The organism is Providencia sp. PROV268 (genome assembly GCF_028477805.1).
Classification (GTDB): Bacteria; Pseudomonadota; Gammaproteobacteria; order Enterobacterales; family Enterobacteriaceae; genus Providencia; species Providencia stuartii.
In genome coordinates, this window is the sequence record NZ_JAMPLW010000001.1 from 50,559 (window position 1) to 63,030 (window position 12,472).

8 protein-coding genes, 2 pseudogenes and 1 CRISPR repeat array are annotated in these 12,472 nt (G+C 39.9%); of the genes and pseudogenes, 7 read left to right on the plus strand and 3 right to left on the minus strand.

Features of this window, described 5'->3' with window-relative positions; all coding sequences use genetic code 11:
- The first annotated feature begins 82 nt into the window (after window positions 1-82).
- The 3 genes from flgK (at window position 83) to PR699_RS00265 (ending at window position 3,689) form a co-directional block, all read left to right on the plus strand.
- Window positions 83-1,723 carry a flagellar hook-associated protein FlgK gene (flgK, locus tag PR699_RS00255; RefSeq protein WP_014658062.1) on the plus strand — a complete coding sequence of 547 codons (1,641 nt, stop codon included), beginning with the start codon at window positions 83-85 and terminating at the stop codon, window positions 1,721-1,723.
- A gap of 27 nt (window positions 1,724-1,750) precedes the next feature.
- Window positions 1,751-2,686 carry a flagellar hook-associated protein FlgL gene (gene flgL / locus PR699_RS00260; protein ID WP_014658063.1) on the plus strand — a complete coding sequence of 312 codons (936 nt, stop codon included), beginning with the start codon at window positions 1,751-1,753 and terminating at the stop codon, window positions 2,684-2,686.
- 257 nt (window positions 2,687-2,943) lie between these two features.
- A CRISPR array of direct repeats spans window positions 2,944-3,451; the repeat unit is 28 nt; unit sequence GTTCACTGCCGTATAGGCAGCTTAGAAA.
- Between the two features lie 106 nt (window positions 3,452-3,557).
- Entirely contained in the window at window positions 3,558-3,689 is a 132-nt protein-coding gene (locus PR699_RS00265; RefSeq protein ID WP_256719919.1) for a hypothetical protein, read from the plus strand.
- A gap of 34 nt (window positions 3,690-3,723) precedes the next feature.
- Here PR699_RS00265 and PR699_RS00270 read toward each other — a convergent pair whose 3' ends face one another.
- The 3 genes and pseudogenes from PR699_RS00270 to PR699_RS00280 all read right to left on the minus strand — a co-directional run.
- Window positions 3,724-4,104 carry a DUF805 domain-containing protein gene (locus PR699_RS00270; protein ID WP_004918626.1) on the minus strand — a complete coding sequence of 127 codons (381 nt, stop codon included), beginning with the start codon at window positions 4,102-4,104 and terminating at the stop codon, window positions 3,724-3,726.
- A 199-nt stretch (window positions 4,105-4,303) separates the two neighbouring features.
- The gene (locus PR699_RS00275; protein ID WP_014658064.1) at window positions 4,304-4,477 is read right to left on the minus strand and encodes a DinI-like family protein; all 174 of its coding nucleotides are present in this window, start codon (window positions 4,475-4,477) and stop codon (window positions 4,304-4,306) included.
- Between the two features lie 196 nt (window positions 4,478-4,673).
- Window positions 4,674-5,400 (minus strand): annotated as a pseudogene (locus PR699_RS00280) (IS110 family transposase); the annotation flags it as partial.
- Between the two features lies 1 nt (window position 5,401).
- On the opposite strand from PR699_RS00280, the pseudogene PR699_RS00285 reads away from it, so the two are divergent.
- The 4 genes and pseudogenes from PR699_RS00285 to cas3f all read left to right on the plus strand — a co-directional run.
- Window positions 5,402-6,358: pseudogene (locus tag PR699_RS00285) on the plus strand (IS3 family transposase); the annotation flags it as partial.
- A gap of 344 nt (window positions 6,359-6,702) precedes the next feature.
- Window positions 6,703-6,996, plus strand: coding sequence for a DUF1240 domain-containing protein (locus PR699_RS00290; RefSeq protein ID WP_014658067.1), 294 nt, complete (start codon window positions 6,703-6,705; stop codon window positions 6,994-6,996).
- 918 nt (window positions 6,997-7,914) lie between these two features.
- Window positions 7,915-8,892, plus strand: coding sequence for a type I-F CRISPR-associated endonuclease Cas1f (cas1f, locus tag PR699_RS00295; RefSeq protein WP_004918636.1), 978 nt, complete (start codon window positions 7,915-7,917; stop codon window positions 8,890-8,892).
- On the plus strand, window positions 8,889-12,437 hold the full coding sequence (cas3f, locus tag PR699_RS00300; protein ID WP_014658068.1) for a type I-F CRISPR-associated helicase Cas3f: 3,549 nt from the start codon (window positions 8,889-8,891) through the stop codon (window positions 12,435-12,437). Before cas1f ends, cas3f begins: the two co-directional genes overlap by 4 nt.
- Window positions 12,438-12,472 lie beyond the last annotated feature (35 nt).

Genomic DNA, 12,472 nt, shown 5'->3' on the forward strand with positions numbered 1-12,472 from the left:
TATAAATAAAAAGTTCGGGTTGATATTGCGACGGTTATTATCGATGAACCATGGCGATAAGCAGCAGATAAAGGAAAAGCTTATGCTGAACAATGTAATGAATAATGCACTTAGTGGTGTGAATGCCGCACAGGGTGGGTTAAGTGTGATTTCAAATAACTTAGCTAACGCAGGTGTGGGTTACTATCATCGCCAAAGTGCTGTTTTCGGGGAGAATCCCGGCACAATGACACCTAACGGTTATTTTGGTAACGGCACCTATTTTAGCCATGTTCGCCGTGAGTTTGATGAGTTTATTAACCAGCAATATGGTCAATCACGCGCTCGTAGTGGTGAGTATGAAGCTTATGCGAAAAACAGCAGCCAAGTCGATGACTTACTCACTAATGATATTGAAGATATTTCGAGCAATATTGGGAGTTTTTTTACAGCGCTCGATGCCGCAAGCAGTGATGCGAGTGATAAAACATTAATCGATGTTTTTTTAGGTAAATCAAATGCACTGGTAGGGCAGTTCAAGGAAGCAGATAGACGATTACAAGAAATGGAGCGTGATGTTAATCGCCAAATTGAAACTAAGGTGAAAGACATCAATACCTACGCAGAGAAAATCGCTGGTTTGAACCAACAGATAGCGCGGGTGCGCTCTGTGAGCGGCTCAGAGCCTAATGATTTGCTGGACGTACGTGATCGCCTAGTCAGTGAGATCAACTCATTGATTGGCGTAAAAGTGATTGAGCAAAATGGAAACTACAACGTCACTTTTGCAAATGGTTTACCGTTGGTGACTGGAGAAAATGCGAATCGCCTTGAGGCCGTTCCTTCCTCACAGGATGACAGCCGCTTTAGTATTGGTTTTGTTGGTGCTAATGGTCAAGTGCGCGAAATTGCAGACGATGCGTTTCGTGGTGGTGAGCTCAGCGGTGTATTACGCTCTCGCAAAGAGGTCATTGATCCTGCATACCAAAAACTCAATAAATTGGCCTTGGTCTTCGCAAGTAAATTCAACGAAGTACATAAGAAAGGCTTTGATGCCAATGGTAATCCGGGTAAGGACTTTTTCGAAATCGGCAAAGGTAATGTAGTCAGTAATACCTTTAACCGCGGTAAAGCAGAATTTGATTTTAACTATAGCGACGTCTCTCAAGTCACTGGCAATAATTATGAGATGCGTTTTGATGGTAAAGAGTGGAATGTCACTCGACTACCTGAAGGCTTTGCCGTTACCGTTGATCGCTCAACCCCAGATACATTGAAGTTTGATGGTATCGAGCTGAAAATTACCCAAAACAATGCCCAAAGTGGTGATTCGTTTTTAGTCAAACCAGTTAATGGCGTCATCAATGGCATGCAATCTTTGATAAGCGATGCGGCAAATTTTGCGGCGGCGGGTGAGAAAGGGAGCGGACCTGGTGATAATGATAACCTAAAAGAGCTGGTTAAGCTTCAAGACCAAAAATTAATTGGGGGCACATCAACGTTTTCCGATTATTACGCCACTATCGTCAATGATGTGGGCAACCAAACCAAGCAAGCACAGATTGACTCTGAAACACAAAACAAAATGACAGAAAGTTTCTATCAGCAAGAGCAAGCGGTTTCGGGCGTCAATATGAACGAAGAAAGCATTCAAATGCAAAAAATCCAACAGTTTTTTAATGCGAATGCGCAAGTGCTAAAAACTGTAGATGACCTCTTTAATGCCCTAATGAGAGCGTTCTAAATTCTAGTCATTTAAAAGGATTCTATTATGCGTTTAAGTACGAATATGATTTATCACCAGCGCTTGCAAGATATGAATAATGCTCAAGCGCGTTGGATGGATGCGGGTAGCCAACTGGCATCCGGTAAGCGTGTCAGCAAGCCGTCGGATGACCCCCAAGCTTCATCGCAGGCGGTGCGTGTTAATCAATCTGAAAACCGCAACCAGCAATATGTGGCAAGTCGAGGTTTTGCCAAAACAGGCATGCTGCTACAGATGAGCGTGTTGACCCAGATGACAGAGGTTACCACTCAGATTGATACAACAATTATTCAAGCTTCAAACCAAGGTAGCTTGAGTGATAGTGACAGAATGTCACTTGCGGAGCAATTAAGCGGTTTGAAAGATCAGCTGGTAGCGTTAGGCAATACGACAGATGGTAATGGTCGCTATATTTTTGCAGGTTATAAATCTGACAAGCCACCATTTGAGGTGAATGCTGCGGGCGATGTGATTTACAAAGGCGGCGATAAAGCGATTATGCAGAATGTATCCAGCGATCGCGAAATGACCACTTACTTTACTGGCGCACAAGTGTTTGCAACGGATAGCAATAATGTCGTGAATGTTTTCAAAGCGTTAAATGAAGGCATTGCTGCGCTGAAAACGCCTCAAGACCAAGCAACACAAAGCGAAAAAGAGGCAGCTCAAAAAGCATTAGATAGCGCCAATACAGCGGTTAAATCAGCGTTAGATAAAATCTCAAATATTGAGTCGAAGCAGGGGTTGCAACTACAAGAAATTGATCAGTTAAACTTTCTAGCAGATACAAGAAGTATTCAAAATAGTCAGCGCATAAGTGAGTTGTTGGATACAAATTGGACTGGAGTCACAACAGACTATTATAAAGAAATGGCTATGTTCCAAGCATCGCAAGATATTTTTAAAGATTTAAATAGCATGTCATTATTTGGTGGTCGCTAAGACGTGTGCCAGTCTCAACTCATTTGAGGCTGGCGCAATTACCGTATCGTTATTTTTCCCTACAATTATTTTCTTTTCTCTTATCCTATATTGCATTTCTCTTAAGATGATTTACTCTTTATTTTACCCTTTGTTTTTGCTCTTTAAAAAATTAGCCAATAAAACAATAAGTTACTAAGTGTCATAAAAAAGAAGGTATTTTTCTAAAAAATAGGCTAACGAATTGTTATTTAGGGATTTTGTTTGGTAAGCTAATTGTTCACTGCCGTATAGGCAGCTTAGAAAATTAGATTCAATGGCTATAAGTTTATATTCTTGTTCACTGCCGTATAGGCAGCTTAGAAAAATTAGAGAAAGGCGATTTAAAGAAAGCCAAGGTTCACTGCCGTATAGGCAGCTTAGAAATTAGCTAAGTCACGAACGCCTACACCTAGTTCGTTCACTGCCGTATAGGCAGCTTAGAAATTTTATTCGTCCAGCCCTCGATTACAACCAACGTTCACTGCCGTATAGGCAGCTTAGAAAAATTAGAAGCCCACTTTATAATTGACCAGGGTGTTCACTGCCGTATAGGCAGCTTAGAAAAAAAGTGTCAGCGCTAAAGCCGATTTGTGTAAGTTCACTGCCGTATAGGCAGTTTAGAAAAAACATGACGAAAATTATGCGTTGGCTAAGAGGTTCACTGCCGTATAGGCAGCTTAGAAACAAAAATGACAAAGCGCAGTTGGAACAATAACGTTCACTGCCGTATAGGCAGCTTAGAAATGAACGTTTCCAAAACAAACGCATTAAGCAAATTGATGAAGAAAGTAAGTCAATTTACTACGAAAACTACGAACCCTGCGACGTTCCTGATTCACGTTGGATTGATATGCTTGTCGAAATGCCAAGTAATTTAATCTACAATCAGCGACAAGCAGAAGCAGAGCGATTAGCAAAAGAAGCAGCAAAGAGAGATGCTAAGCTTGAAGCTGCATCACAGATAGAGGACAATAAAAATTAATGCGCCATCTCGAGTAGTTGGCGCATGTGTATATTTATTCTTTAGGGTTTGAGCCAAATCGGTTGTTACCTGGGGTTCCATCAAGGCATGTAAACACAAAAATGACAAGACCACCAAAAGGTATAAATGTGAGCAAATACCACCAACCTGACTTATCTATGTCATGTAAGCGCCTAACAGTTACTGCAAGGCTAGGTATTAAAATAGCTACGCAATAAATCATCAGGAGGACTAGAGCTACGATCCCCAAACCATTTATATCTCCAGTATAGTCGTTTGTAGAGGCTAAAACTACAAGATACAAAGGGATAATGATTATGAAATTGATTAAACTAAATATCCAATATTCTTTACGTCTAGCTCTACCATTAAAGTTGGCATAATTATTTTTTATAACTTCCAAATACCAATTCATTAGTTAATCCTTAACTGAAATTTGAGAGTAAAGAGTCAAGAAGTATAGGGATTGAGTAATTATCTGTAAACAATTAGGTTGAATATTTAAGATATTACTTATTAAAATATTCCACTTTGGCTTCTTGGGTTTCAGGAAGCCAATCACCATCATTGAATATCTCTTCCAGCGTTTCTTCAATATACGTTTTCTTCTCATTCTACCCAAGACCATCAATAGATATATTATCTTGAGTACCCCAGTTAATATCGACCCTAAGATCAGAATACTTAGCGCTTAATCTTTTTGTTACTTCATTTTTCAATGCTTCGAATGTGCTGATTGGTAACTGGTTTTTCTTATTTTCGTTAAAACGGATCTTGATAGTAACCATAAAGTACTTGTCCACTTCCCCTAAAATGAGACAGCTATAATTAGATTTTCTGCCCTAAAAATTGCAGAGGTCATGATGAAAAAAGCTCATTTTACTGAAACTCAAATTATTAATATCTTAAAACTCGCTGGTTCAGGGATGAAAGTGGAAGACATTTGTCGCCACTGGAGTGCTGTCTTGGTACAAGTCCTAACTAGGCAGCGAAATGACGACCATTTTTGAATTCAGTTCCTTTGCCAATCGCAGCAGCAACTGCAGTTGCTGTTTTAGGGCCAATACCTTTAACTTTGGCAATCCGCTGACAGGCTTCAGATTGTCGGAAAACAGTATCAATTTTTTTATCAAAAAAGTTTATACGACGACCAAGATCGCTAAAAAGATCATAGAGTTCTGCTATCGTTCTGCGCATTCTGGTACTAAGACCATTTTTTGTGTCCTCCAGAATCGTGACTAACCCTTGAGACTGCCGTACCGATTGTTATTCCACGGTCAAGCAGTAGTCCTCTGATTTGACAGACTGTCGCAGTGCGGTGATTAACAATACGCTGTCTTGCCCAGTGCAAGGCCTGAATATCCTGCTGTTCCGGACTTTTTGGGGGAACGAACTGCATTGTTGGCTGCATCAGAGCAATTGCGATAGTCTGTGCATCATTACCGTCATTTTTGTGCCCGCGGACAAAGGGTTTTACATACTGGGGACTGCTCACTTTTACCTTATGTCCCAGTTTTTCGAACTCACGCTGCCAGTAAAATGCGCCTGTGGAGGCTTCCACACCAATCAGGCAAGCCGGAATATTCGCGACGGTCTGTAGTAACGTTTTACGATCAGGGCGTTTTTTATAAACCGGTTTACCCGACTGATTTAATCCACAAAGTTGAAAAACATTTTTAGCCAAATCAATACCGAGATAGATAACATTCATGACAAAGTATGGCGGCATGGAAACTAATGAAGCTAAACGATTAAAAGAGCTTGAAGAAGAAAGTACAAAACTCAAAAAATGTTTGCAGAAGTCAGCCTTGAAAATCATGCAATGAAGGAACTCTTTACAAAAAAGGGTTGATAGTGGCTGAGAAAAAGTCCTGCGCTCAGTCATTAAAGCGTGCAAGCTGACATCATTGTCACGAGCTACTTTTTATCGTCAGCCGTTAGATTGGCATAAAAAAGACAGTGTGGTGATTGATGCCATACAAGCGATTTTAGTGAAATCACCTCAATCAGGTTTCTGTAAATACCATTTCCGACTGAGCTTTCAAAGCTATCCTTTTAATCATGAACGAGTTTATCGCGTTTATTGTCGATTAGGATTAAATCTAAAACGTCGAATTAAAAAAGTGCTACCAGTACGTGAAAAAAGACCACTAATAATTGAGAAAACACCGAATATTCATTGGGCATTGGATTTTATGCATGATAGTTTATCTTGTGGTAACCGTTTCAGAACACTCAATATTATTGACGAAGGAACGCGTGAATGTTTAGCGATTGAGGTTGATACTTTATTATCGGCTGAGCGCGTCATCAGGGTGCTTGAAGGTTTAAAAGCAGAAAGAGGGTTATCGAAACAGCTCCGAGTCGATAATGGCCCTGAACTGATTTCAGCGACGCTATTGAATTATTGTGCAAATAATCGAATTGAGCTATGTCATACTCAACCCGGTAAGCCACAACAAAATGGCTTTATCGAACGTTTTAATGGCTCATTCCGCCGTGAATTTCTAAATGCATATTTATTTGAGTCATTAAGCCAACTACGTGAAATGGTGTGGTTTTGGCAATAATATTATAACCAAAATCGAACGCACGAAAGCTTAAATCACCTCCCTCCAGAGGTATATCGTAAACAGTTAGAAAACTCTAAATTGATGTGTCTCAATTAATGGGGAGTGGACAGTAATCATGGATATGACAAAATTCGCTATCGCTGCTTAAATAACAACGGCAGTGACAGGAGGTATTGTAACAGGTGCATTGATTTCATATGCTTTATATAAACTGGATGATGAATTTGGTATCAGTGAATCAATTATTAACGCTTTGAAATCTAAAAGGCCAAATAAACCTGTACCATTAGGGCATCCACAACAAATGTTCACTACTTGGGGGTTATGTAGTCGTGGTTTCTAATCCGGACATAAAGTTGTTAATATCTTCTATTATATTGTTTTTATTGGCATTATACGGGGTGTATGTATCAGTATCTCATTATCTTGATTACTTTTTAATGAAAGATAGAATATTATTTTCATTTTTAACGGGACTATTTGGCTTTGGAGCACCAATAGTCTTATATTTTTCATATTTTGGATTTATTTTGGCGTTTAAAAAAAAGCCAACAAAAAAAACTATAAAAGCGGCTAACTATTTAGCTGGTATAGTTATAATTGGCGCTTTTATTAGTTTATTCTTTTGTTTTGAAATCAAATTTAATTTAACATCAAAAGGTTATACTGAGTGTTATAAAAGCTCTATATTTGCACCAACAGAGTATGTGATATCAAAAGATATGTGTAAGTAATATATATATCTTTTGATGTATTCGCTATTAAATGGCGTCGTGATATCGACTCATATTTCATTTGAATTCGTTGATATGGCATATAGAGTCATTATCTTTTATTGAATCCGGAAATATGTCTGAGATATCAACCAATGATACTCCTGTAAGTTTTACCCCATAATGCTTTCAAGCTGGCCATTCTGACTTGTTCGATAAAATATGAAGTTAGCCTCTAAAACTTCAGTTCACCCTATAAAACATCCAAATATACGTTGAAAGTTTAGAACGGTTTTGCGGGATTCTGAGTACGTTTTTAACATCATGCAAACTAACAGGTAAAACGATGCGAAATCGCTAAAAGGCACAAACTTGTTTTGTGGCAAGAAACGATTTGACCAACCGAGTCAAACGAGGGCGGTAGGCTTTTGTTTTTCTCCTGATGAGCGTTCAGCCGAAGAAAATAGCCAGAGGGCGGAGCCTCATGTTATTTATTTTCTTCCAGAAAATGAGCGGCATTGATATTGAAAGTATGATAGTTGTAGGTTCGTAATACTATGATTCTATCCGTTATACATGAATCGGATAAAATAATAGACAGAACGAACGTCAGCTCACCTTTTCCTCAAGCGGTTTTAGCATCGAAACATCACCTAACAACCGTTGATTTTTACCCGTAAAAAAGATGATTGGACTGACATTTGCATTATCAATACTTCGGCTTAACTGAATCCCCATCGCCTGATAGTCATCATCGTTCGTACAATGATATAACGCTAAAACAAGCAATAAGTTATTTTTGATAAAACGCTTTGCGATCAGCTTCCCAAAATCACCATGTACTCTTTACAAACAATGGATAGCTATAGACAACACTTAAGTTAAACTGTATTTAAATAGTCATATGATTTAACCAAGTCAATGGAAGGCTAATTCAACATGGATGACTTTTCTCCCGCTGATTTAAAAACTATCCTTCATTCCAAGCGCGCTAATATGTACTATTTAGAGCATTGCCGCGTTATGCAAAAAGATGGTCGAGTTCTCTACTTCACCGAAGCGAAAAATGAAAACCTCTATTTCAATATTCCCATTGCGAATACAACAGTTTTGCTATTAGGCACTGGCACCTCTATTACTCAAGCTGCGATGAGAATGCTTTCACAGGCTGGGGTACTGGTTGGTTTTTGTGGTGGCGGTGGCACACCTTTATATATGTCAACGGAAGTAGAATGGTTAACACCACAAAGTGAATATCGGCCAACCGAATATTTGCAAGGTTGGATGCGTTTTTGGTTCGATGATAAAAAGCGTTTAGCTGCCGCTAAAACGTTACAACGATCTCGCATCAGCTATTTACAGAAGACTTGGCAAAGCTCCCGAGAGTTGCAGAATGAAGGGTTTATTTATAATGATACGTTGATCCAAAATGCCTTAGAAACCTTTCATACACGAACTGAGGCGGCGGATGACCCTCAGACGCTATTACTCACAGAAGCCCAATTAACGAAGGCACTTTATAAATATGCAGCAAATAACACGGGGCAAAAAAATTTCACACGTCAACATCAAGCCATGGATAAAGCGAATGCCTTTTTAAACCACGGTAATTATTTGGCATATGGTTTGGCAGCGAGTTGCTTATGGGTACTCGGGATCCCTCACGGTTTTGCGGTTATGCATGGCAAAACCCGACGCGGCGCGCTGGTATTTGATGTCGCAGATTTAATTAAAGATGCCATCGTTCTCCCTTGGTCCTTTATTTGCGCTAAAGAGGGAGCCTCAGAGCAAGAGTTCCGCCAGCAAATCTTACAATCTTTCATCGATAATCACGCCTTAGACTTTCTTTTTGATACCGTTAAAACGATTGCGTTACAAACCGGCTCAGAGCAACAAATTCAGGAGCCTAAATTATGATGGTCACTTTTGTTTCGCAATGTGAAAAACATGCACTAAAAAGAACACGACGTGTATTGGATGCATTTGCTAACCGTATTGGTGATAACACATGGCAAACCCTCATCACTGAAGACGGCTTACAAACAGTCAAAAAAATGCTGAGGCAAAGCGCCAGTCGCAATACTGCTGTAAGCTGTCATTGGATACGCTCTCGATCACGCTCTCAACTTTTATGGGTCGTCGGGAATCGCAATAAATTTAATTCACAGGGGCATGTTCCGGTGAACCGTACTGAAAAATCATTTTTAGGCAGCGAATTTGAAAATGATTGGAAATATCTCTCTTTAATTGCCGCTGTTGCTAGGTTAGCAGCCTTATTCCATGACTGGGGGAAAGCATCCCGCTTATTTCAAGATAAACTGAATCCAGCCGTTAAAATGCCTTTTAAAGGTGACCCTGTTCGGCATGAGTGGGTGTCCTCAATATTGTTTAGTTCATTGGTTAAAATCCATTCAGCGGAAGAGAGTGAGGAAAAATGGCTTGATGCGCTCATTCACCAAGAATGGGATGAATCACAGCTACAGCAATGCGTAAACGATAATTGTTTAGCATCAAATCCACTCGCTGAATTACCCGATGCGGCAGCGTTGTTGACTTGGCTAATTTTAACTCACCATAAGTTACCTTTCTTAGATGAGCAAGAGCTTTGTAATTGGCAGGACAAAGCCATTAATTTGCATACTCAATTATTGGCTAAGATAAAACAAAGTTGGGGCTATAGAAACGGGAATGACGATGCTCAATTTCAACAACGCATCAAGATGTGTTTTGAATTCCCTAATGGCTTATTGAGTAACTCCAAAGCGTGGGTCCAAGCGGTTCAACAAGCGGCAACTGATTTAAAAAATCAACTCCCTTTGTTCCAACAAGCAATGGCAGATGGGAGTTGGCGAGTTATCGCTCACTATGCTCGCCTTTGCTTAATGCTAGGAGATCATAATTACTCATCTCAAGGGAATGACCCACAATGGCACAGTGATATTGCACTTTATGCCAACACACACAAAATCCGCAATATTAACAATATTCCGCAAGTTACATTTAAACAGAAACTTGATGAACATCTCGTCAAGGTCGCTGAAACTGCTCGAGATATTGCAGAAACATTACCTTATTTTGAAAGTGAACCGCCGTTTGCTAGTGATGTTCCAAAGCTTGCATATGATAAAAACAGCACAGGGAAATTTAGTTGGCAAGAAGATGCGGTTAATTCAATTTATCAATACCGCAAAGAGCGTAATGATGACATTAAAGGTTATTTTATTGTCAATATGGCGAGTACTGGCTGCGGTAAAACGCGGGCTAATGCCAAAATCATGCAAGCATTATCTGAAGATAAGCAGAGTCTACGTTATATTTTAGCGTTAGGGTTACGCACATTAACGTTACAAACAGGGGATGAGTATAAAGATCAAAACAAGATTGGGCTAGGCGAAAGGGATCTTGCGGTTTTAATTGGCTCTAAAGCGGTGGCTCAACTGCATCAGAATGCAAAAGAGAATGAAAATGCATCAGAAGCCTCGAATGACACCTCTTCACATCAGACTAATAGCGAATCAAATGATTTGAAGCCTCACCAAACTGGCTCTGAATCACAAGAAATGTTATTTGATGAAAATGAAGAAATGCTCAGATGGGATGAGAATAAATGGTCAGGTATTCTGCCAGAAGAAGTATTATCCACCGTACTGACAAGGGAGAAAGATAGGGCTTTACTCTATGCTCCTGTATTAGCTTGTACTATCGACCATATTATAGGGGCTACTGAAACCATTCGTGGCGGCCGTTATATTCTGCCTTGTTTACGTTTAATGTCTTCAGATCTTGTGATTGATGAGGTCGATGACTTTATTGAGGCTGACTCGGCAGCCATCGCGCGTCTGATCCATATGGTTGGGTTACTTGGGCGTAAAGTGATGATCTCTTCCGCTACAATAACCCCAGATACTGCTTTGGCTTACTTTCATGCTTATCAATCTGGGTGGCATGCTCATGCAAAAAGCCGTCAACAGTCTTTAGAGATTGGTTGTATGTGGATTGATGAGGGGGAATATGACCCCGTAAAAGAGAAATGTAAATCTTCAACGCTAGCTGCTACGCTTGTGGCTAATGATGAAAATACCCCTTACTTTTATCAGCAGTACCATGGCAAGTTTATTGATAAAAGAGCCAAAGTGTTAGGGCAGCAACCTGCACGCCGTAAGGCATTAATAGTTCCTACACCAAAGGATAATACGCAAGAGAGTCAGCAATGTTATTTTAATCACATCCTCAATGCTGTATTAACCCAACATCATTACCATGCTTTTCTTGATAAACGCACGGGTATCCAAGTTTCATTTGGCGTAATCCGTGTTGCCAATATTTTACCTTGTATTGATCTAACGCGTTTCTTACTTGAGTGTGAGTGCCCTGATGAGGTTGAGATCCGCACTATGGCTTACCATAGCCAGCAAGTTCTATTGCTACGGCATGAACAGGAACAACATTTAGATAGTGTTTTAAAACGTAAGGAAAAATCAGGAGAAGAACCTGATGCGCTAAATGATGCAATCATTCGCCAACATATCGCACAAGTCAGTGCAGAGGGGAAAGCTAAGCATCTGATATTTATTCTAGTTGCTACACCAGTAGAAGAAGTAGGGCGCGATCATGATTTTGATTGGGCGGTGGTAGAGCCTTCATCCTGGCGTTCTATTATTCAAATCGCTGGGCGTGTTCGTCGTCATCGAGAAGGGGAAGTGGCACAACCTAATATGGCGTTATTGCAATACAACTTAAAAGGGTTTGAAGAAGGCAATGATAATCCATTTTCTCGACCCGGCTATGAAAATAGATATATTAATTTAGGGTTATCGACTCATGATCTTTACGAACTGGTTGATGAACAACAATTGAACAAATCAGTTGATGCGATCCCTCGAATACAAAAGCAAGCAAGTTATGAAAGTAAAAAACACACTAATTTGGCCTGTTTAGAGCATGCAGCGATAAAGTATACATTTAAAATTGAGCATATTTTCCCGCCTAAACGGGCAGAAAACTCAGCAACATCATCAAGAAGAACCACTCGACGTTCAAATCATCAAACAATACCCAGTAATGCAGCATCTCATATTTGGGGTTATACCCATGGTAATTGGTGGATGACAGCAATATCTCAACAGATAGCATCTTTTCGTAGCGGCGCCCCTTCTTTTCGATTGGTGTTGGAAATCTTACCAAGAGGGGAAATGCAATTTAGTGAATATCATCGCGAAAATGGTTGGGTTAATGTGGGGGCTCAGAATGGAATTCATTTCATAGAGTTCCCTGAGTCAATGAAAAAGAGGCTTTGGTTAGTTCGGGATTATGCGAAATCTCTCGAATCCCAGACAGAGGAAGCAGAGCAAATCACTTCACTTTCACGGTTTTATGGCGAGATAACGTTTTTAAAATGTTTAAATGTACATGATGGATATCGTTATGATGACCAGATGGGGGTATACCCAATAAAAAGGTAGTTTGCATCACTTAGCAAAAAAGGAGTATTTCTACT

Bases quoted from the DNA above. Each gene is read 5' to 3' on its own strand.
- PR699_RS00275 (WP_014658064.1), bottom strand. From the start codon at position 4,477: ATGGTTACTATCAAGATCCGTTTTAACGAAAATAAGAAAAACCAGTTA.
- cas3f (WP_014658068.1), top strand. From the start codon at position 8,889: ATGATGGTCACTTTTGTTTCGCAATGTGAAAAACATGCACTAAAAAGA.
- PR699_RS00270 (WP_004918626.1), bottom strand. From the start codon at position 4,104: ATGAATTGGTATTTGGAAGTTATAAAAAATAATTATGCCAACTTTAAT.
- flgL (WP_014658063.1), top strand. From the start codon at position 1,751: ATGCGTTTAAGTACGAATATGATTTATCACCAGCGCTTGCAAGATATG.
- PR699_RS00290 (WP_014658067.1), top strand. From the start codon at position 6,703: ATGAAAGATAGAATATTATTTTCATTTTTAACGGGACTATTTGGCTTT.
- cas1f (WP_004918636.1), top strand. From the start codon at position 7,915: ATGGATGACTTTTCTCCCGCTGATTTAAAAACTATCCTTCATTCCAAG.
- flgK (WP_014658062.1), top strand. From the start codon at position 83: ATGCTGAACAATGTAATGAATAATGCACTTAGTGGTGTGAATGCCGCA.
- PR699_RS00265 (WP_256719919.1), top strand. From the start codon at position 3,558: ATGCTTGTCGAAATGCCAAGTAATTTAATCTACAATCAGCGACAAGCA.